The following is a 19,847-nucleotide window of genomic DNA, read 5'->3' as shown; positions in this document are numbered from 1 at the left end:
GTAGCGGAGGTGCTGTGTTGGGTGACTCGAATTTCATGACGCGCATCACACTCGTGCTGCGATACGTTCATGGCAGCTCCGATCTTGGTATTTCCGGGATCAAGACGCAGTCAACGTCGCCTGCGGAACAGGCAACGTTGGGGCACAGCGCAGCGGTGGAACGGCCGTTGGCCGCTACTCGTACTGGATGGTGAAAGTCGCCTGTCCGTTCGCGACACCGGCACCGACGGTACCGGCCTGGGTCTGTACATAGCGGGCGCGCAGCGGCAGGGTCATGGTGCTGGTGCCCGGTATGGTGGTGCCGACATTGATCGCCTGGCCGAAGCGCACTTCGCGCTCGGTGGTGCCATCGCGCTGGACCATCTGGATGCCGATGCGGGTCGCGCTGTTGGCAGCCGCGCTGAGCTTCAGCACGCCCGGCATGTTGGAGCTGTCCTGGTCGGCATCCAGGCGGATGCCGATCTTGCTCTGGTAGGCAGCAACATTGCTGCCCTGGCAGTTCAGGCGGATGTCGAAGTCACGGTTGACCGCGCGCGAACCGACGCCGGTGAACGAGGTGTTGGGGACACTGCCGAAATCCACCGCGATGTTGCGGCTGCCGGCGTCCACCTCGCAGGTCGGGCTGACCACGGTCGTGCCCGATCCCTTGAAGGTGGAGGTCAGCACCGGCCGGCTGGCACCATCGCCATCGTAGTAATAGGTGGTGAAACGTCCATTCGGCGCGATAACGCCCGATCCTGTCTGAGCTGCTGTCTTGATCAGTTCGACACGGAAGCGGCCTCCGCTCAACGAGAGGTTGGTATTGCTTCGCAGGATCAGCGTGTGAGGATAGTAGGTCTGGATATCACCGGAATCGCGATAGACGCGAATGCCAACACCTGCCACGTCGGTTGCGTATACGTTGCTGAATCCTGGTACCGGCGTCTGCTGTGCCGCATTGACGAAGCGACCGCTGGCGTTGCCGCCCCGGCTATCGCAGTAAGCGACGCTGTTGCGTTGATTGATGTTGACAATGAGTTCCTTGATCACGCCGCCGACCGGGGTGCTGGGAAGAATCACGATCTGGCCCATGTCCATGGTCACGTCTTGGGGTTGGAACCCGGACTGGGTGATGTAGCAACTGGCAAACGCAGGCGCCGCCACGAGGGCGCCCGTGAGCACGGCCAGTGCGGCCAGCGCCTTGCGGCCACGGGAATGAATCATCGGCATGCTGCCTCCAGCGGGATGAAGCCGGTCTTGGACGCATCGGCGCCCGCCGGAACCTGGTAATCGACGGTGCAGCGCTGGTCGGCGCCGGCGCCCCACTCCACCTGCAGGCGGCCGTGATCCTGCTCGCTGCGCACATACAGGCGGCCACCCTGGCTGACCATGCCCACCGGCTGGCCCTGCTCGTCCTTGACCTGTGCGCCAAACGGCAGGGTGCGGCCATCGGGATTGCGCACCTGGATCAGCAGCGCGTTGCCCTTGCGGGTATCGAAGCGCAGGTAGCTGATGGCACCGGCAAACGGTGCAACCGACTGGCTGCTGCTTTCCAGCTCGACGTCATGCGCCATGCCCTGCGGATCCAGGGTCACGGTGTTCAGGCGGTACGGCGATACGTACGGCACCACGGCGTAGCCGCGACCATCGATGCGCAGGCCCGGTGCGTTGGTCACCTGCGCGTCGCGCGCGCCCGGCGCCTCGACCAGCACCATGGTATCGCCAAGCTGCGGAGTGAAGGTGACGCCGCCCGGATGCATGACCACGCTGCCGTTGGCGCCCACCGATGCCTGGCGGAAATCGCTGGAATGGCTGTAGGTCGCGTTCAACGCGGTGTAGCGGCTGCGGTACTCGGCGTTGCCGACCGCGGTGGTGTTGCCCTCGCGGGAATCGGACAGGGCCACGCCGTAGCTGAAGTTGTTGTCGACGCCGGCCGAACCGGTGATGCCCACGCGGCTGTTGTCGTAGCCACCACGGTCACGCGCGCCCAGGTCGGCGCTGAACGACACCGGATGGGTCCCTCGGCCCAGCGGAACGCTCATCGAGAACAGGTACTGGGTGTCGGCCCGGCCGAGGATGCCTTCTTCGGTGCGCAGTGCCGAGAAACCGTAGTTCACCGAGCGCCAGGCGTTGTTGTAGCCCACCTGGTACTGCTTGGAGGTGCCGGAACGGTCGTAGAAGTCACGCACCGAACCGGTGACGTACAGCGCACCGGCACGGCGGCCCAGCGGCTGGTTCAGGGTCAGCTGGAACTGGCTGCGCTGGCGGCCACGGGTGGTCGGGTCGATGCCGCGATCATCCGCGTCGCGTCCGTACAGAGCGTCCTGCAGGCTGTAGTAGCCTTCGGTCGAATAACGATAGGCGGCCAGGGTCAGGTTGGTCCCGGTTTCGCCGATCATGTTGCTGTAGCTCAGGCGCACGCTGGCGCCGGTGTGGTCGCCGTAGTGGTTGAACGACGTACGGGCATGGGTGACATCGGCCGCGAACGCACCGATCCGGGTGGACAGGCCAATGCCGTACAGCAGTGAAACGTAGCCTTCGCTCAGCGCGCTGCCGCCGTACAGGGTCAGCTGGTTGCCGATGCCGCGCTGGTAGGTACCCTGCGCCAGCCAGGGTTCATCGCGCAGCAGCTCGTTGCGGACCTGGCCGGCAGTCACCGAGTAGCGGGAGACGCCTTCGCGCAGCATCTGCGGCACCGAACCAAACGGCACCTTGAACTCGCGGCGGCGGCCATCGGCCTCGATCACGCTCACTTCCAGGTCACCGCCGTAACCGGTCGGGTACAGGTCGTCGATGACGAAGCTGCCCGGCGATACGGTGGAGGAATAGATCAGCTGCTGGTTCTGCCGGACTTCCACCCGGGCATTGGTCTCGGCGATGCCGCGCACTACCGGCGCGTAGCCGCGCAGCGAATCGGGCAGCATGCGGTCGTCACTGGCCAGGCTGGCACCCCGGTATCCGATCGACTCGAACAGTTCGCCGGTGGTGTAGGCCTCGCCCACAGTGAGCATGCCGCGGATCTTCGGGATGCCGCGCTGGGCGTAGGTGGCGATGCTCTGCCAGTGGCGGCCGTCGCCCTCGGTCCAGGTCAGGTTGGAATCGTGGCGGAACTGCCAGCCACCCAGGTTCAGGCCGGCATTCAGGCCCAGATAGGCGCTGCGGTTGCGCTGTCCGCCTTCGACGCGGCTGTCGCTGTCGATGGCATTGAAGCTGTAGCCGACGAAGCCGGCGTTGATGCCACGGTCCCACAGCGCGGGGTTGACGTAGCCACGCGCTTCGCGGCGCAGGAACACCTGCGGGATGCTCAGGTCGTAACGCAGGTTGCCGCTGTCATAGACGCCATAGGCATTGGCCATGCGCTGCTGCACCGGCACGCACGTGGAGGTATCGGTCGGCACCGACGGATCCTGCTGCAGCAGCACCGCCTCGCTGTCCACGCCCATTTCCTCGAGCATCGGCAGCGCCAGGCAGGCATCGACGCGCCCCTGTGCATCCGCCTTGAACTGCACGTCGCGGCGGCCCTGCCAGGCGCCATTGACGTAGACGTCCACGCGATAGGTGCCGGCGACCATCGGATTGCCGTTGCTGAAGGCCGCCAGATCGACCTGCTTGGCCTGGCCGGAGAGGAAGCTGGAGTTGAACTGCGCCGACTCCGGCGCACGCGCGGTCGCCGCCCCAGTCTGCGCCATCAGCGCCTGTTCGCCGAGATTGGCCGGGGCAGCCAGCGCCCATCCTGGGCAGGCCACGCCGGCAGCCAACAGGCAAAGCGCCTGATGGATCGACAATGTCAATCTGTTTCCGATCACACTGACATTCCTTCAATTCGCCGCACGGCGGCGGTGGCGGGATGCGCAGGCCCTGGCCAGCGCGGCGCGTTCAGCCCCCGGTGCTGTCGAGGCGGACCTTGTGCTCCACCCGACCGCCGTAATCGTTGATGGTGATGAAGCGCACCTCGGTGGTGCCCGCCGGTGCGGCGAACTCCAGGTTCTGCTTCGGTGCGACCATCGTTCCCTTGTCCTCGACCGCCTTTTCGCTGCTGCCGGTCACGGCATGCACTTCGGCCAGGGTCACGTGGAAGGGGCTCGGGTTCTCCACCCGCAGGCGGTCACCGCTGCGGGTCCAGCGCAGGGCTGCCGGTGCGTCGTTGGCGACGCCCTTCAGGCCCTGCGGCCGATAGAAAAGCTTCAGGCGCGAACGGAACGCGACCTGCAGGTAGTTCTGCTCACCGTTCTCGGCGTTGTCCGGCGACGGCGGCACGTCCAGCACGTTCAGCCAGAACACCGACTCGCGATCGGTCGGCAGCTGCGCGCCGGAGAAGATCAGGCGCAGCGCCTGGCTGCGGCCCGGCTCGACGCGGCTGATCGGCGGCGTCAGCACGAACGGGGCATCACTGGTGTCGGCCGTCTGGTTGGCGTCGCCACTGTCGATCCAGGCCTGCACCAGCGCGGGCGAGTCGCCCACGTTGTCGACCTGCACGGTGACTTCGCGCGACTGCGCCGGATAGATCACACGCGTGCCATTGACCACCACGCCTGCCATGGCTTCCTGGCAGAAGAGCAGCGTCGACGCTGCCAGCAGCAGCGCCCGGGGAAAGAGAGCTTTCATCGGAAGTACTACGCTCGAGGTGTGTGGCCAGGGGCCGCGGAGCGCTGGCCGGCGCGTACGCCGGCCAGTGCGGGTACGGCGATGATCAGTTGTAGATGATCGTGTACTTGACGCTGCTGGTGACGTCGCCCGGGGTGGCGGCGGCAGTGGCGTAGTACTCGGCGTAGTAGTTCAGGTTGGCGGTGCCGTCGGTGGCAACGGTCACCCACTGCGAGTTGTCCTGGGCCAGACCGGTGCCTGCGGCCTTCACCGGCAGGAACTGGTTGTTCGAGCCCAGCAGCTGCAGCTGCACGTTGCCGGCAGCGTTGGCCGAAGCCTGGTTGATCAGGCGGCCGCTGTTGAAGTCAACGGTCGAACCCGGCTCGAAGTAGGTGGCGACGTTGCCGGCGCTGCACTTGGTCAGGTTGATGGCGAACGGGGTACGGCCCGCGACGGCACCGGCGGTGGCCAGGGTGTTCTTGGACACGGTCGGCAGGGTAACGGCGAAGTCCTTGCCGCCCGGGGTCGAGATGGTGCAGGTCTTGTCGGTCACCTTGCCATTGAAGGTGATGGTGCCGTCGGCAGCGTTGGCGGCCAGCGGAGCAGCGGCCAGCATGAGAGCCGCGATGATGTTGATCTTGTGCATTGCTTTTACCTAACCCTACTGAAGAGATGGAAGTAGAGGAGGAAGCAAGGAGCACTGCCGGGCTTCAAGACCCATCCTTGCGTCTCACCTGTGGCCGGATTCGGACATACCTACCCCTGAATCCGTGACGCAAGTATATGCAGAACTGTGATGAAAGTCCCATTATTTTTCTGAACGATGATTTATTGACGCCCCAAATGTGACGTGATAGGCACTTTTGGCTTGGCGGCCGATGGGGAGTTGGCGCGGACCGGCAAAGGTGGGGGAACGACAGCAGATGACGTCTTCGACCCCGGTGGCGGGCGCGCCTGAAAGAGGCTGTTTTCAGGCGGCCAGCGCCTTATTTGATGCGCATCACTCTTTGTTGGTGATGGCCCTAGCAGATTCGGATTTTGCCTATTAAAGGCCGTCCGGAGCTGTCGCTAACTAGGACACACCGAACCAGAGAACGTGTCATGAGGACTTCCCTTCTGCTGTGCGTGGCCCTGATGTCCGTCAGTGCGCTGGCCCAGGCCAGCAGTGGCAGCATCCGGTTCAGCGGCCGCATCGCCGAGCCGGGTTGCACGACGGCCCTGTCCCAGGGCGAGCTGAGCCTGGCGGCCTGCCCGCCGTCGGCCAAGGGCTCGACGGTGGCGGTGACCGCGGTGGGCGACAGCCAGGCCGCGACGCTGCGCGATGGCAAGCGCCATGGCCAGCAGCTGGCCGTGTCGGCCAGCGCCATGCGCGTCGGCGACATCGCCTTCTCCGAGCGCTACCGCGTGGAAGCGCCGCAGCAGCAACCGCTGCGGGGCGCCTACCTGGTGGTGGTCGACTACCTTTAAGCCGGGTCCGGCAGTTCAAAGACCTGACGCAGGTAGGCCAGGTAGCCGGGGTCGTCGCACATGCTCTTGCCCGGCGAATCGCTGAGCTTGGCCACCGGCTGGCCGTTGCAGCGGACCATCTTGATGACGATGTTCAATGGCGTCGGGCCCAGATCGTTGGTCAGGTGGGTGCCGACGCCGAAGGCCACCTGGCAGCGACCGCGGAAATAGTCGTACAGGCGCATCACCTTGGCGATGTCGAGCCCATCGCTGAACACCAGCACCTTGCTGCGCGGATCGACCCGGCGCTGCTGGAAATGCGCCAGCATGCGGTCGCCCCAGTCGAACGGATCGCCCGAGTCATGGCGCACGCCGTCGAACAGCTTGCAGAAATACATGTCGAAGTCGCGCAGGAAGGCGTCCAGGCCGACCACGTCGGACAGCGCGATGCCCAGGTCACCGCGGTACTCGCGTGCCCATGACTCCAATGCCGCCACCTGCGAATCACGCAGCCGCGGCCCCAGCGCCTGGAATGCCTGCAGGTACTCGTGCGCCATCGTGCCGTGCGGGGTCATGCCGTACAGCCGGGCGAAATGCACGTTGCTGGTGCCGACCAGCTGCGGGCCGAGCGCATCGCGCAGCAGCGGCAGCAGGCGCGCATGCCAGTCGCGCGAGTAGCGACGGCGGCTGCCATAGTCGGCGATGCGGCATTGCTCGAAGCCGGGGGTGTCGCGCAGCAGCGCGGCCTTGGCCTGCAGGCGGCGCTCGCCCTCGGCGAAGTCGGGCGTGGTGGTGTTGCGGAACCAGACTTCGTTGATGATGGCCAGCAGCGGCACTTCAAACAGGATCGTATGCAGCCAGGGCCCGGTGATGTCCAGTTCGATCTCGCCGGGCACCCGGGTCGAGGCACGCAGCTGGATGTACTTGCGGTCCAGGTGGAACAGGCCGAGGAAATCGGCGAAATCGGGCTTCACGAAGCGCAGGCCACGCATGTAATCCAGCTCGGCGTCGCTGAAGCGCAGGCTGCACAGGTGGTCGATCTCTTCATCGATCTGGTCGATGAAGCGGGCCAGGTCGATGCCGGGCGTGCGGCATTTGAACCGGTACTGCACCTGGGCGCCGGGGTGCTGGTGCAGCACCGCCTGCATCATGGTGAACTTGTACAGATCGGTGTCGAGCAGGGACTGGATGATAGGCATGAGGCGGATTATGCGCCCGGCGGGGTGAACCGGGGGGCCCGCCCATGCGCGCCGCCGCCGGACACGCTCGACACTACAGGGATCTGCGCAGCAGTCTCGGCACCAGCAGCAGCGCGTGCGCCCAGATCGCCCCCCAGACCGCCACCTGCACCAGCAACGAGCGCTGTGGCGCCTCGAACCTGCGGAAGTAACGCCACAATCCGCGGTGCTTGTGCCACTCGACGAAGAAGGGCCGCGAACGGCTGGACACGCCGCGCACATGGGTGACCTGCAGGTCGTTGGCGATCGCCACCACCGCGCCCGCCTCGCGCGCGCGCCGGCACAGGTCCAGGTCCTCGGCGTGCAACCGGTAACCGGCGTCCCAGCCACCGAGACGATCAAACAGCGTCCGCGGCATCAGCAGCAGCGCGCCGGACAGCGCCGGCACCGGCTGCAGCGTCTTTGCCGGATCGCGCGGAATCGCCAGTTTCGAGCCGCTGCCCGGCGAGCGCAGCATGGCCAGGAAATCCGGATCACGGCGGCGCACCGCCTCATCGGCATGGCCGTGCTCATCCACCTGCTCGACCCCGAGCAGGCAGTCACCGAGCACGTGCGCGCGGTCGCGCAGCCTGGCCAGGGTTTCCGGCTCGACCATCAGGTCCGGGTTGATGAACGCCAGCCATGGGCTGTGCGAATCGGCCGCGCCCTGATTGTTGGCGGCGGCGAAGCCCGGATTGTCCGGGTTGCCGATGAAGCGCACGCGCGGGTCGTGGCTGGCGTGCCGCTGCACGATATCCAGCGTGCCATCCACCGAACCGTTGTCGATCACCCGGATTTCCGCCACATCCTGCGACTGGCGCAGCCGCGACAGGCAGGCATCGATGGTGCTGCCGCTCTGGTAGGTAACGACGATGGCGGCAATGGCGGCATTCAAGCGGTTGGCTCCGACGCGGACGGGACGAACAGATCGCCCTGTTCGCGCGGCATTATCGCCTGCTGCATCCGCTGCTGCAGGTCCGCGCGCAGTTCGTGCAGCGGATCGTGCATCAGGAAGTCGGCCAGGCGTGGCACCCAGCCAGGCCACCGCGCGGCCAACGCCTCCAGATCGCCATCGCGGCTGACCGCTTCGCCGGCGCGGCTGACGAACGCGTTCTCGCACAGCACGTTGCGCCAGCCCAGGCCCGCCATGCGCAGGCTCAGATCGACCAGCGCAGCGTTCCAGCCGGCGTAGCTTTCCACGTCCAGTCCGCCGGCACGGCGACGTGCATTGCCGCGCACCAGTACCGCATGCGTGACCGCCGATGGCAGCTCCGGGTGCAGGGTCGGCAGTGCGGCGCAGGTCTGCGCCAGCAGCGCAGTATCGGTGGGCTCGGCATTGATCTCGCCCAGCCGGGGCCAGGCCGCGGTCTCGCCTGCATTGCACCAGGGCGTGGCGGTGGCAATGGCCGCATCGCGGGCGAAGGCGTCCTGCAGCTGCTGCAGCCATCCCGGCGCCGGTACGCTGTCCGGTGCCAGCACGGCCACATCGAGCCCCTCGCAGGCACGCAGCATTTCATCCAGATGGGCCACCTCGCCCAGCGGCCGGGCGCGGCGGGTGTACTCGGCCTGCAGTGGCGTGTTCGCCAGCCAGTGCTCGACGACCGCCTGAGCGCGTGGTCCGGTCTGGGCATCGTCGGCCAACCAGACCGCGGTACCCGGTGCCGTACCGGCATCAAGTGCGGCCAGACACCGGTCCAGCGCCGCATCGTCCACGCACAGCGGCAACAACACGATCGCCCCCATCCCGCCTCCGTGGTTGTCGGTGGCCACAGCGTAGCACCGGGAGGGTGTTGGCCGGGTTGCACCCGGCACGTGCAGAGGCCGGAGCCGAAGCGGGGTTCATGGAAACGGCGGTTGTCGCCCCGCCGTAACCCCCTACTTCTTTGCGCGCGGCTGGTTCAGCGGCTCCATCGCCCGGAAACGCTCGCTGTACTCGTCGGTCAACGTGCGCGCTTCCTGCGCATTGCGAACGATGCTGGGCGTCAGCAGCACGATCACCTCCGAACGACGGCTGGTGCGGCTCTTCTGCCCGAACAGTGCGCCGATCACCGGAATCCGGCTCAGGCCGGGAATGCCGCTGCTGCCGTCGGTGGCCGAGTCGGTGATGAGACCGGCCAGCATGATGGTGTCGCCGCTCTGTACGGCGGCCTCGGTAGCCAGCTTCTTGGTGGAAATGCGCGGGTTGCAGTTGCGCTCCTGCGGATTGCAGTTCTCCGGCACATCCGACGCGCTGCTGACTTCCTGCACGATGTCCAGGAACACCGTGCCGTCGCGGGTCACGCGCGGGCGCACCTTCAGGATCACGCCGGTATCGATGTACTGCACCGAGCTGTAGCTGCTGGTGCCGACGCCGGTGTTCACCGTGGTGGTGCTGATCGGCACCTTGTCACCCACGTTGAGCGTGGCCTCGGCGTTGTTGCGCACGAACACCGACGGGGTCTGCAGCAGTCGCACATCGGTGACCTTGTCCAGCGCGCTCACCACCGCTGCACCATTGTGGCCGGTGAACGCCCAACCCAGGCCTTCGCCGCCGGTCGCAGCACCGGCGAAGCTGCTCCAGGAGCCACCCGCCGCGGCCGGCAAGGTCACACCGCTCAAGGCTCCGGTCAGTGCACGCCCGGCCACGGCGTTGTCGAAGAACCAGTTCACGCCGTACTTCAGGTCGCCATCCAGAGCGACCTCGGCCACCTGGGCTTCGATATGTACCTGCAGTGGCATCACGTCCAGCTTCTCGATCACCTCGCGGATCGAGCGCCAGGCCTGCGGCGTCGCGCGCACCAGCAGCGTATTGGTTTCCTCCACCGCCGACACGCCGACCCGGTCGCCTTCCACTTCCAGGCTGACGCTGACGTTGCCGGACTGGCGCTGCGGCAGGTTCAAGCTGCCATTACCGCCACTGGAACTGCTCCCCGGGGTCGAGCCGAAGCTGCTGCTGTTGTTGCTGTCGATGCCACGGTCGCTGTCGCTGTCCAGCTGCGACGGAATGGCACCCGGGGCCAGCGATGCAGGGCTCGAGCCGCCCCGCTTGCCGCTGCTGGCGAACGCCTCGCTGAGCCGCTCGGCAAGATCGCGCGCCTTGATGTAGCGCAGCTCATGGGAGAACAGGCGAGCACTGCCACCGGCCGTATCGATGCGGTCCAGCCATTGCTGGATCTGGTCCAGGTAGCGCACCTGCGGGGTGATCACCAGGACCGCGTTGGCGTTTTCCAGCGGCAGGAAGCGGAACATGCCGGCGCTGGGCGTCTTGCTTTCCTCGCCGAACACCTTCTCCAGGTCGCTGGCAACCTGCTCGGCCTTGCCGGACGTGATCGGGAACACGCCCACCGACATGCCCGACAGCCAGTCCACATCGAAGATCTCGACCGTGCGCAGGTAGTTCTCCAGCTCGGCACGGGTGCCGCCGAGGGTGATCACGTTGCGGCCGCTGTCGACGTTGACGATGGCGTTGGGCCGCGCGTACGGCTCCAGCACCTTCTTCATCTCGGTGGCGGAGATGAACTGCAGCGGCACCACCCGGACCTCGAAACCGCGCGCGCTGGAGGCCGGTGCGGTGCTCGGCGCGACAGTGCCGGCCAGCGCCTGGTCGGCGGCAACGATGTTGTAGCGCCCGCCGCTGTACACCATGCGCGCGTTGTTCCAGCCCAGCACCATCTCCAGCAGGTTCAGCGCCTGTGCCGGCGAGACCGGCTTGGGCGTGGCCAACGTGACCGTGCCCTGCACCCCCGGCGCGATCACATAGTTCTGGCCCAGCATGTCACCGAGGATCGCCTTGACCACGGCATGCAGCGATTCGCCCTCGAAGTTGAACGTGGCGCTGCCGGTGCCGGCCGCATGCAATGCCGGCGACGGTGCGCGCGCGGCCTCGCGGTTGATCATCGTGCCGGTGCCACGGCGGATGACCGCCTGCGGTGCCCCCTGGCTGTCGGCCGCCGCATCGGCCTGGACGTCCGCTGCGGCCTGGCCGGCGCTGGCCGCAGGTTGCAGGGCGCCCTTGCGCTGCACATGGGGGCTGGAGACGGTACTGCAGCCCACCAGCAGCGCGAGCACGAAGGACCAAGGAAGAAAACGCAGGCTCATGCTCTCACTCTACCGGTTGGCGCCATTGCCCGAAGGCGGCGGCGACTGTTGTTGCTGTTGTTGTTGCAGCTGGCGGCGGCGGGCCTGGATGCGCTCGCGGATGGCCTGCATCTGCGCTTCGCTGGGCCCGTTGCTGTTGGCCGGCGGCGGGGGGGCGGCAGCAGACGCCGGCGCGGGTGTGGCGTCCGCTGCACGCTGCGGTGCGGTCGCCGCCTGTGCCGGCGCGGCCTGCGCCGGCAGCGGCACTACCGGCGGTGGCACCGGCACTCCCGGTGCGGGTGCACCGGTACTGCCGCGCAGAACCGTCGGTGGCTCCCCGCCCTGCCCGTTGAATACGGCAAGTTCCAGCACCTGGCTGCCGCCCGGGCCGATCACCGTCGCCTGGCGGGGTTGCAGCGCGACCAGCTGCCAACCGTCGACCGCGTCACCGTTGAGGCGCAGGCGCAGCGAGCGGTTCTGCTCCGTACTGAACGTGGCCAGGCCGAAGTCGTCCGTGAGCAGCACACCGGTCAGGCGCAAAGCGGCGCTGGCGCTGGGTTCACTGCCGCCCAGCAGGTAAGGGCGCGGCCTGCGGTCTTCGGCGAACAGCGGACGCGCGGCGATGGCGCTGTAGCTGTCCGCACTGGCCATCCGTTCCGGAGCGAACGCCGGCAGCACCGGCAGTGCTGCTGCGGGGTCGGCGTCGGCCCCGCCGGCCGGCAGGCGACTGCCCAGTCCGAAACCGGTGGCCAGCCATACCGCCGCGGACCAGCCGGCCAGGGCCAGCAGGAAAGCGGTGCGCAGGCTGAGGGGCTCACGTTTCATCGGCGACCTCCTCTCCCTCGGCGGCCGCCGGTGGCGGCGGCTCGACCGGGGCCGGGGCGGCCGCGGCGGGCTCCGCTGCGGGAGGTACTGCCGCAGCGCCACTGGCGGCACCGGGCAACAGGTAGCCGGCCAGTTCGAAGGAGACGTCCAGGCCCAGCCCGGATTCGTTCGGCGACTGCTGGAAGCGCTGCGCGATGAGATTGAGGTTGTCCACGAACAACCGCGGGCTGCCGGTTTCCAGGCTGTGCAGCACGGTCGCCAGTTCCGCCACGCCGCAGCGCAGGCGTACCTGCATGGCGACACGGACGAACTCGGCATCACGGCGATTGTCGGTCAGCGGCGTGCGATTGCTGATGGTGCAGCTGCGGTTGCCGGGGCTTGCAGTGGCCACCGCATCCTGCAGGCGCGCGCCGAGCGCGGCGGCCGCGGCTTCGGCAGTGGCCTCCTGCAGGAAGCCGGGTTGCCGTTGCAAGGCTTCACGGGTGGCGCGCAGCCGCTGTTCGATCTGGGGCTGCTGCTGCAGCTGCGCCTGCACGCGCTGCTGGCGCTCGCGCAGGGCCGCGACATCGGCATCGATCTCGCGCAGCGGCTGGGTGAACCAAGGGTGCACCAGCAACAGGTAAGCCAGGCCCAGCACCGCCAGCAGCAGCGCCAGCGCCAGCCAGCGGTCACGGCGTGCGCTTGGCATCGGCCGCCTCCGGAGTCGCTGCTGTCGGCGTTGCCGGTGCCGCCGCGGGCAACGGCTGAAGTTCGGCAGTCATGGTGAAGCGGTCCCGGCCGCTGCCGGCGCCGTCCGCCTGCAGCACACCGGTCAGGTTGACCTTGCGCCATTGCGGAGCATCCTGCAGCAGCTGCACCAGCTGCGAGGCTTCGCGGCTGAGCCCGATCAGCTGCAGACCGTTGTTCTCGATGGCCAGCTTCTCCAGATAGGTTCCTTCAGGCAGACGGCGGGTCAGCTCGTTCCAGATTTCCACCGTGCCGGCATGCTGGCGGCGCTGCGACTCCAGGAAGGCCGCGCCGTCGATCAGTGCCTGCAGCTGGGCGCGTTCACTGGCTACACCCCGGGCACTGCGCGCGCTGCGTTCTACGTCCGCACGCAGTGCGTCGGCGGCGGCGCGGCGGTTGTCCAGCAGCTGCAGTCCAGCCAGTACCAGCATCACCAGCGCGGCCAGGGCCAGCAGCAGGTTCCAGCGCCGCATCGGATCGGGCCGCGACTGGCGCTGGGCCGGCGGCAACAGGTTGACCTGCAGCGTGCCAGCCTGCGCATCGATCGCGTCGACGCCGGCCAGGGCGTCGCCCCATTCGCCCACGCTGGCACGCCAGGCCTCCATCTGGCGCAGCGGCCAGGCCACCAGTTCGACCTGCAGCTGGCCTTCCCCTGCCGCGCCCAGTTCACGCACGTCATAGCTGACCTGGCTGGCCTCGAACGGGGTCTGCCGGTCGATCTCATAACCGACCACCGCGTGCAGCCGGTCGCCGGCCGCGGCCGGCAGCCGCAGGGTGCGCCGCAGGACCCGCTCCACCGGCAGCAGCCAGAATCGCGGCAGGCTGCGCAGGCGCGGCTCCAGCACGCGATCCAGTACGGCCGGAGACGAGGGCCACGGCAGGGTGACCACAGCCTCGCGGCGCTCGCCCGCTTCGCGCCAGACCTGCAGCTGGTCACCCTCGCGCTGCAGCAGCAACTGTGCCTGGGCCCAGCCCAGCGCCCATTGCCAGCGCGCCGGCACCCACGCCAGCAACGAGTGCCGCCACCAGCGCAGGAAACGGCCGGCGCCAGGACCGATCTGGCCCTGCACCTGCCGCAGACTGTCCTGCCAAGCCGTCATCTTGCCGTCATTCCCTGCTCCCAGCGAAGCACTGTGTAGGACCGCCCGGGAATCCCCCCGGAGCCATTGCGAACCACTGCCTGCAACACCGACCTGCGTCCACTGCCGTCGATGACACGGGACTCGATACTATAGGTGCCGCTGCTGCTGGCAAGCGCTGAAGATCCATCCGCCGGATCGCCGTCACGCTCCGGCGGCTTCCGCTGCGCCAGCACGAGGTCGGCATCCAGGCCCAGCGCGGTCAGCACGGGAGCGCTGGCGAATCGCGGATCCGGTCGCGCCTGGCGGCTGTAGAGGGTCAGGTGCGGCAGCATCTTCCGGTACAGCGGCCCGTTCATGCCCAGCACCCGCTGCAGTTCGCCCAGCGTCTCGAAGCGCTTGTTGCGTGGCCCATACGGCAGCCCGGCCGCAGCGTAATCCTGTGCCTCGGCACCGCCGCCGGGCTGCAGCAGGCTGTCCTCGTCACGCCAGTCGACGATCGCGCCGGCCAGCTGGCGCGCGTTGTCCACCGGTTCGCCAAGTGCCTGCAGAAATGCGGTCAGCAGCGCCACGTCGGCCAGGTTCAGGTTGATCTTGCCGTTCTCGTCCAGCACCTGGATCTCGATGCGGGCACCGTCGAACTGCCAGCGATAGGTGCGACCATCGGCCTGCCACGGCGCGCGCAGCGGATCCGGTGACAGCCGCATCAGTGCGTACTCAAGTCCCGCACGGGCACGCTCCTGGCCACGTGCATCGTCGTCGAGCACGCGCTCCTGCAGATGCTCGACGCGGGCGCTGAGCGCGAACGCGCCGACCAGTGCGGTCATCAGCGCGATCAACCACAGCACCAGCACCAGTGCGGCCCCGCGCGACCGCATCAACGCCCCCCTCCACCGCCGCCCAGGCGGGGGGCCACCACCAGGGGCGGCCATGCGGCACCGCGGACCGGCACGATCCGCAGTTCCACCAGCAGAGGCAGGCGACGGGTGTCTTCCCAGCGCGGCAGCCACTCGGTCATCTGCCCGCTGCCGGCATCGATGCCGCGATAGCGCATCTCCACCGCTTGCAGGCCATCCACCAGCACCTCGGGCGGGCGTGGTGGCGTTTCGGCGATGCGCTCGCCCTCCTGCAGCAGGACCAGGTCCAGCAGCAGACGCTGCTGGCCGGCCTTGCCATCCACCTGCAGCGCATGCAGATAGGGCCCGCCGCGTCCGAGGTAGCCTGGCAGATCAGCGACGAACAGCATCCGTTGCTCTTCGCCCTGGAAGAACACCGGCTCGCGGGTCGGGTCTGGCACTTCCAGCGGGCTGCGCATCGCCCCGGCCAGCTGTCGCCGCAGCAGGGCCTGCACCGCGCGCATCCGCTCGCTTTCGGCGGCGATCTGTTCACCCCGCTGGCTGACCGCCATCGCCGAGCGCACGCTGGCGAACGCCAGCGCCAGGCCACCGGCAAGCAGCACGGTCGCCAGCATCACCTCAACCAGAGTGAATCCCGCAGCGCTCCGCTTCATCGCGCGCGCTCCAGGTCCGGCGGCAGCAGGCGCAGGCTGCGCCAGCGCAGCTGTTCGCGCTCGCCATCGCCCCACCGCACCTGCAACTGCAGTTCGGCCAGCCACGGGGCACCCGGCGACTGCGTGGCCGCGGCGTTGCCGGCGCGTGGCTCGGTCCAGGGCTGCACCTGCAGCTCCCAGCGATAGCGCCCGTTTTCCCAGTCGCCCTGCTGCTGCCCCACCTGCAGCGGCGCATCCACGCCCGCCGCAGCCAGCAGCGATTGCGCATGCAGGACGGCGCGCGTGCGCAGTTCGGCCTCGCGCACCTGCCTGGCACCGCCGGACAGGCTGCCCAACAGCAGGGTCAGCGCCAGCCCGAGCAGAGCGAAGGCCACGATCACCTCCAGCAGCGTGAAACCGCGCGCGCGCCGCATCACTGCGCCTGCCATGGGCCGGAGCGGACTTCACCGGTCAACCAGCCGACATCGATGCGCCATTCAGCGGCATCACGCTGCAGGCGGATGCGGCCGCCACTGGAACCGCCATCGGGATGGAACTCGATCACACCCTGCCCCGGCGCAGTGGCCAGCTGCGCCGCACCTTCGAAACGCACCGTCAACTGTGCCGGCAGTTCACCCTGGCGCTGGTTCGCCCCCTGCCAGCGATGCCGTGCCGGCTCGATCACGAACCGCTGCGGTTCGCCGCGCGCGATCGCCTGTGCACGCACCATGCGCAGCTGGTTGGCGATGTCCTTGCCGGCGCTGCGCAGCTGCATGCCGGCGAAGCCACGCGACAGTCCCGCCGCAGTGATCAGGCCGATGGCCGCGATCAGCGCGATCACCAGCAGCATCTCCAGCAGCGACAGCCCCGCCGGGCGCCTGCCGTGCAGGCGCGGTCGGGGCAACCGGCGCGGCAGGAAATACGTCATGCGGGATTACGGCTGGTAGCGGATGTCGGCATCGACGCTGCTGCCACCGGCCTTGCCGTCCTTGCCCAGGCTGATCAGCTCGTACGGCTGGCCTTCGCCGGGTGCGCGGTACTCCAGCGCGTGCCCCCACGGATCGTTGAGGTCGGCCGGCTTGGCGTACGGGCCGAGCCAACCGCCAACGCCGGCCGGTGCGGTCACCAGATCGGTGAGCGCGCCCGGCAGCTTGCCGGTATCGATCTGGTAGTTGTCGATCTTGGATGCCACGGTCTGCACCTGCGCCTTGGCGATGTTGGCCTTGCCCCGGTCGGCACCGCCCAGCACGCGGCTGGCCACCAGGGTCAGCACCGCGCCGATCAACACGATGACGATGATGATCTCCAGCAGGCTCATGCCCGACTGGTGCCGCGCGGCGGTGAAGGACAGGCGGATGGGTCGACGGTTAGCGATCATGATCGGTCCTTTCGGTTGCGTTGGGTCGAAGTGCGGAAGAGTCCATCGTCAACCGATGGCATTGGTCAGGTCGTACAGCGGGACCAGCACGGCGACGATGACCGCACCGACCACCGAAGCCAGCACCAGGGTGATCGCCGGGACCATCGCCGCCAGCAGGCGATCGATGCGCCGGGCGCTGTCCTGCTCGAAGGTATCCGCCGCCTTCAGCAGCATGGTGTCCAGCGCGCCGGATTCCTCGCCGACCTGGATCATCTGCAGGGCAAGCCGCGGAAAGCGCTTGCCGCGCGACAGTGCCAGCGACAGGCCCGCACCGTTCTTGACCTCGTCGGCGGCGGTATCCACGTCGGCTGCCAGCGCGCGGTTGCCCAGTACGTTGCGGGCGATGCCCAGCGCACCCAGCAGCGGCACACCGTTACGCAGCAGCGTCCCCAGCGTGCGCGCCAGCCGTGCGGTTTCCAGCTCGCCGAGCAGGCGGCCGATGCTGCGCCGTTGCAGCAGCCAGCCGTCGAGGGCCAGCCGGAAGGCCGGCTGCCGCAGCTTGCGCTCGAACAGCAGGGCCAGCACGCCCGGTACCACCAGCAGCAGGATCCACCAGTCGCGCACGAACAGGCCCAGCTGCAGCACGGCATTGGTGAACCACGGCAGCGCCACGTCCAGGCTCTCGTACATCTGCGCGAACTGCGGCACGACGTAACCCAGCAGGAACAGCAGCGCGCCGCCCACCACCACCAGCAGGATGGCCGGGTAGACCAGCGCATTGATCACCTTGCCCTGCAGCGCACGCGCACGCTCAAGGTAATCGGCCAGCCGCTGCAGGGTCTCGTGCAGGCTGCCGCCGGCCTCGCCGGCACGCACCATGTTCACGTACAGGCGCGAGAACAGGCCATGCTGGCGCTCCAGCGCGGTCGACAGCGGCGCACCACCGCGCACCACGTCGCGGATGTCGGTGATCGCACGACGCGAGCGCTCGTCCTCGGGCAGGCCCAGCAGGATCGACAGCGCGCGATCCAGCGGTTGGCCGGCGCCGAGCAGGGTCGCCAGCTGCTGGGTGAACTGCAGCAGCGCCGGGCCCTGCAGCGGGCGCTGGTGGAACAGATTGCGCCAGCTGCCCCCGCCGATGGACCCCGCATCGGCCAGCTGGGTTTCCATCGGCAGATGCCCCTGGTCCTGCAGGCGCGCGATCAGGTCGGCCTCGCTGGCCGCTTCCATCTGCCCGTCGAAGATCTCGCCATGCGGATTGAGGGCCTTGTAGCGGTAGTTCGCCATGTCAGCCCCGGGCTCCGGCGCGCATCAGCTCTCCTCCGTCACACGCAGGACTTCCTCAATGGTCGTCTGCCCGGCAAGGGCCTTGGCCAGGCCATCCTCGTACATGGTGCGCATGCCGCCTTCGCGCGCGATGCGCTCCAGCTCGCCCATGCCATCGCGGCGCATCACCGCGCGCCGCAGCGCGTCGTTCATCACCAGGAATTCCATGATGGTGGTGCGGCCCAGGTAGCCGGTCGGTGCCAGTGCCGAGGGGCGCGGCCGGTACAGGTGAATCGCCCCCTCCGGCTGCAGGCGGCGCAGCTCGAAACGATCGATCTCTTCCGGCGACGCCGGGTAGCGCTCGGCGTGGGTCGGCTCCAGACGGCGCACCAGACGCTGCGCGAGGATGCCGTTGATGGTGGAGGTCAGCAGATAGTCTTCCACACCCATGTCGAGCAGCCGGGTGATGCCACCGGCGGCATTGTTGGTGTGCAGGGTGGACAGCACCAGATGGCCGGTGAGCGCCGACTGGATCGCGATGCGCGCGGTCTCCAGATCGCGCATTTCGCCGATCATGATGATGTCCGGATCCTGGCGCACGATGCTGCGCAGCGCATTGGCGAAGTCCAGGCCGATCTGCGGCTTGGCCTGGATCTGGTTGATGCCTTCGATCTGGTACTCGACCGGGTCCTCGACCGTGATGATCTTGACGTCGGCGGTATTGAGCTGGCTCAACGCGGTGTACAGTGTCGTGGTCTTGCCCGAACCGGTCGGGCCGGTCACCAGCAGGATGCCGTGCGGCTGCTCCAGGACCTTGCGGAACTGCGGCAGGAATGCATCGGTGAAGCCAAGCCGATGGAAATCGAACACCACGGTTTCGCGGTCAAGCAGGCGCATCACCACGCTCTCGCCGTGTGCGGTCGGCACCGTGCTGACGCGAAGGTCCAGCTCCTTGCCCTGCACGCGCAGCATGATGCGGCCGTCCTGCGGCAGGCGGCGCTCGGCGATGTTGAGCCGGGCCATGATCTTGATGCGGCTGATGACCGCGGCGGTCAGGTTGGCGGGCGGGCTCTCGCCCTCCACCAGCACGCCGTCGACGCGGTAACGGACCTTCAGCCGGCTTTCGAAGGGCTCGACATGGATGTCCGAGGCACGCAGTTCCACCGCGCGCTGGATCACCAGGTTGACCAGGCGGATCACCGGCGCTTCCGAGGCCAGGTCACGCAGATGCTCGATGTCGTCCACCGCGCCGCCTTCACCATCGGCGGTTTCCACGATCGCCCCCATGGCGCTGCGGCCCTGGCCGAACCAGCGCTCGACCAGATCGTCGATCTCCGCCCGCATGCCCAGCACCGGCGTGACCGGCACGCCCAGGGCCAGCTGCACGGCCTGCTGCGGGTAGACATCGTGGGCATCGGCCAACCACAGCCGTACGCCGTGTTCATCCAGCGCCAGCGGGCAGACGTGGAACTGCTTGAGGAAGCGCAGCGACAGCGGCAGGCCTTCGGCGAGGGACTGCGGCGGCGTCTCGGGCACCTGCTTGCCTTCCAGCAGTGGCAGGCCCAGCACATCCGCGCTGGCCTGCGCCTGGTCCCGCTCGGACACCAGTCCCAGGCGCACCAGCAGGCCGAGCAGGCTGCCGCCGGCCTCGGCATGCAGCGGCCGCGCCCGGGCCAGGTCTCCTTCCTTGAGCCGCCCACGCGCCAGCAGCGCATCCAGGATGCGGCTCTCGGCGTCGTCGGCAGTGGTTGCAGCGAGCGCGTTCACGTGACTCTCCTGTCGATCGGCCCGACTTTAGCAGTTAAGCCGTGGTTTCCGCC

19 protein-coding genes are annotated in these 19,847 nt (G+C 68.0%); 1 reads left to right on the top strand and 18 read right to left on the bottom strand.

The features are described 5' to 3' along the window. Positions 1-174: 174 nt before the first annotated feature. The 4 genes from AC06FB_RS04635 to AC06FB_RS04620 form a co-directional block, all read right to left on the bottom strand. On the bottom strand, positions 175-1,209 hold the full coding sequence (locus AC06FB_RS04635; protein ID WP_180876947.1) for a fimbrial protein: 1,035 nt from the start codon (positions 1,207-1,209) through the stop codon (positions 175-177). Continuing rightward, positions 1,200-3,764 carry a fimbria/pilus outer membrane usher protein gene (locus AC06FB_RS04630; RefSeq protein ID WP_478053431.1) on the bottom strand — a complete coding sequence of 855 codons (2,565 nt, stop codon included), beginning with the start codon at positions 3,762-3,764 and terminating at the stop codon, positions 1,200-1,202. Before AC06FB_RS04630 ends, AC06FB_RS04635 begins: the two co-directional genes overlap by 10 nt. A gap of 91 nt (positions 3,765-3,855) precedes the next feature. Then, the gene (locus tag AC06FB_RS04625) at positions 3,856-4,584 is read right to left on the bottom strand and encodes a fimbrial biogenesis chaperone (RefSeq protein ID WP_053518872.1); all 729 of its coding nucleotides are present in this window, start codon (positions 4,582-4,584) and stop codon (positions 3,856-3,858) included. An 85-nt stretch (positions 4,585-4,669) separates the two neighbouring features. Continuing rightward, positions 4,670-5,209, bottom strand: a complete 540-nt coding sequence (locus tag AC06FB_RS04620) for a fimbrial protein (protein ID WP_053518870.1) — start codon at positions 5,207-5,209, stop codon at positions 4,670-4,672. 455 nt (positions 5,210-5,664) lie between these two features. Here AC06FB_RS04620 and AC06FB_RS04615 point away from each other — a divergent pair, with 455 nt between their 5' ends. Then, entirely contained in the window at positions 5,665-6,030 is a 366-nt protein-coding gene (locus tag AC06FB_RS04615) for a hypothetical protein (protein WP_053518868.1), read from the top strand. Here AC06FB_RS04615 and pncB read toward each other — a convergent pair. The 14 genes from pncB to gspE all read right to left on the bottom strand — a co-directional run bounded on the left by pncB (position 6,027) and on the right by gspE (position 19,794). Further along, on the bottom strand, positions 6,027-7,208 hold the full coding sequence (pncB, locus tag AC06FB_RS04610) for a nicotinate phosphoribosyltransferase (protein WP_053518866.1): 1,182 nt from the start codon (positions 7,206-7,208) through the stop codon (positions 6,027-6,029). The two genes, AC06FB_RS04615 and pncB, sit on opposite strands and share 4 nt — an antisense overlap. A 73-nt stretch (positions 7,209-7,281) precedes the next feature. Further along, positions 7,282-8,121 (bottom strand): glycosyltransferase family 2 protein, encoded by an 840-nt coding sequence (locus AC06FB_RS04605; RefSeq protein ID WP_065182821.1) that lies wholly within the window; start codon positions 8,119-8,121, stop codon positions 7,282-7,284. Beyond that, positions 8,118-8,969, bottom strand: coding sequence for a glycosyltransferase family 2 protein (locus AC06FB_RS04600; RefSeq protein WP_111186329.1), 852 nt, complete (start codon positions 8,967-8,969; stop codon positions 8,118-8,120). The genes AC06FB_RS04605 and AC06FB_RS04600 overlap by 4 nt, the downstream gene beginning before the upstream one ends. 132 nt (positions 8,970-9,101) lie before the next feature. Continuing rightward, positions 9,102-11,303 carry a type II secretion system secretin GspD gene (gene gspD, locus AC06FB_RS04595; protein ID WP_476342561.1) on the bottom strand — a complete coding sequence of 734 codons (2,202 nt, stop codon included), beginning with the start codon at positions 11,301-11,303 and terminating at the stop codon, positions 9,102-9,104. A 9-nt stretch (positions 11,304-11,312) separates the two neighbouring features. Continuing rightward, a complete protein-coding gene (locus tag AC06FB_RS04590) occupies positions 11,313-12,107 on the bottom strand; it encodes a general secretion pathway protein GspN (RefSeq protein ID WP_263177281.1) in 795 nt (264 codons plus the stop codon). Further along, positions 12,097-12,795 (bottom strand): type II secretion system protein GspM, encoded by a 699-nt coding sequence (gspM, locus tag AC06FB_RS04585; protein ID WP_164151713.1) that lies wholly within the window; start codon positions 12,793-12,795, stop codon positions 12,097-12,099. The genes AC06FB_RS04590 and gspM overlap by 11 nt, the downstream gene beginning before the upstream one ends. Beyond that, entirely contained in the window at positions 12,776-13,933 is a 1,158-nt protein-coding gene (locus AC06FB_RS04580) for a PilN domain-containing protein (protein ID WP_262101086.1), read from the bottom strand. The genes gspM and AC06FB_RS04580 overlap by 20 nt, the downstream gene beginning before the upstream one ends. After that, entirely contained in the window at positions 13,930-14,793 is an 864-nt protein-coding gene (locus AC06FB_RS04575; RefSeq protein ID WP_262101087.1) for a type II secretion system minor pseudopilin, read from the bottom strand. The genes AC06FB_RS04580 and AC06FB_RS04575 overlap by 4 nt, the downstream gene beginning before the upstream one ends. Beyond that, positions 14,790-15,422: a type II secretion system protein J gene (locus tag AC06FB_RS04570; protein WP_128989080.1), complete on the bottom strand. Its 633-nt coding sequence runs from the start codon at positions 15,420-15,422 to the stop codon at positions 14,790-14,792. The genes AC06FB_RS04575 and AC06FB_RS04570 overlap by 4 nt, the downstream gene beginning before the upstream one ends. After that, positions 15,419-15,835: a type II secretion system protein XpsI gene (gene xpsI / locus AC06FB_RS04565; protein ID WP_053520017.1), complete on the bottom strand. Its 417-nt coding sequence runs from the start codon at positions 15,833-15,835 to the stop codon at positions 15,419-15,421. The genes AC06FB_RS04570 and xpsI overlap by 4 nt, the downstream gene beginning before the upstream one ends. After that, positions 15,835-16,329, bottom strand: coding sequence for a type II secretion system protein XpsH (xpsH, locus tag AC06FB_RS04560; RefSeq protein WP_074901860.1), 495 nt, complete (start codon positions 16,327-16,329; stop codon positions 15,835-15,837). Before xpsH ends, xpsI begins: the two co-directional genes overlap by 1 nt. Before the next feature lie 6 nt (positions 16,330-16,335). Beyond that, on the bottom strand, positions 16,336-16,779 hold the full coding sequence (gspG, locus tag AC06FB_RS04555; protein ID WP_053520019.1) for a type II secretion system major pseudopilin GspG: 444 nt from the start codon (positions 16,777-16,779) through the stop codon (positions 16,336-16,338). A gap of 48 nt (positions 16,780-16,827) precedes the next feature. Next, entirely contained in the window at positions 16,828-18,048 is a 1,221-nt protein-coding gene (xpsF, locus tag AC06FB_RS04550) for a type II secretion system protein XpsF (RefSeq protein WP_262101088.1), read from the bottom strand. 24 nt (positions 18,049-18,072) lie between these two features. After that, a complete protein-coding gene (gspE, locus tag AC06FB_RS04545; RefSeq protein ID WP_111186337.1) occupies positions 18,073-19,794 on the bottom strand; it encodes a type II secretion system ATPase GspE in 1,722 nt (573 codons plus the stop codon). Positions 19,795-19,847 lie beyond the last annotated feature (53 nt).

Source organism: Stenotrophomonas sp. Steno-C15, assembly GCF_056393265.1.
Note: the sequence above shows the minus strand (reverse complement) of the source record. Positions and strands in the feature narration are given on the sequence as shown.

Coding starts and splice junctions, on each gene's coding strand:
- AC06FB_RS04635 (WP_180876947.1), bottom strand. CDS start 1,209: ATGCCGATGATTCATTCCCGTGGCCGCAAGGCGCTGGCCGCACTGGCC.
- AC06FB_RS04625 (WP_053518872.1), bottom strand. CDS start 4,584: ATGAAAGCTCTCTTTCCCCGGGCGCTGCTGCTGGCAGCGTCGACGCTG.
- AC06FB_RS04620 (WP_053518870.1), bottom strand. CDS start 5,209: ATGCACAAGATCAACATCATCGCGGCTCTCATGCTGGCCGCTGCTCCG.
- AC06FB_RS04615 (WP_053518868.1), top strand. CDS start 5,665: ATGAGGACTTCCCTTCTGCTGTGCGTGGCCCTGATGTCCGTCAGTGCG.
- pncB (WP_053518866.1), bottom strand. CDS start 7,208: ATGCCTATCATCCAGTCCCTGCTCGACACCGATCTGTACAAGTTCACC.
- AC06FB_RS04600 (WP_111186329.1), bottom strand. CDS start 8,969: ATGGGGGCGATCGTGTTGTTGCCGCTGTGCGTGGACGATGCGGCGCTG.
- gspD (WP_476342561.1), bottom strand. CDS start 11,303: ATGAGCCTGCGTTTTCTTCCTTGGTCCTTCGTGCTCGCGCTGCTGGTG.
- AC06FB_RS04590 (WP_263177281.1), bottom strand. CDS start 12,107: ATGAAACGTGAGCCCCTCAGCCTGCGCACCGCTTTCCTGCTGGCCCTG.
- gspM (WP_164151713.1), bottom strand. CDS start 12,795: ATGCCAAGCGCACGCCGTGACCGCTGGCTGGCGCTGGCGCTGCTGCTG.
- AC06FB_RS04580 (WP_262101086.1), bottom strand. CDS start 13,933: ATGACGGCTTGGCAGGACAGTCTGCGGCAGGTGCAGGGCCAGATCGGT.
- AC06FB_RS04570 (WP_128989080.1), bottom strand. CDS start 15,422: ATGAAGCGGAGCGCTGCGGGATTCACTCTGGTTGAGGTGATGCTGGCG.
- xpsI (WP_053520017.1), bottom strand. CDS start 15,835: ATGCGGCGCGCGCGCGGTTTCACGCTGCTGGAGGTGATCGTGGCCTTC.
- xpsH (WP_074901860.1), bottom strand. CDS start 16,329: ATGACGTATTTCCTGCCGCGCCGGTTGCCCCGACCGCGCCTGCACGGC.
- gspG (WP_053520019.1), bottom strand. CDS start 16,779: ATGATCGCTAACCGTCGACCCATCCGCCTGTCCTTCACCGCCGCGCGG.
- xpsF (WP_262101088.1), bottom strand. CDS start 18,048: ATGGCGAACTACCGCTACAAGGCCCTCAATCCGCATGGCGAGATCTTC.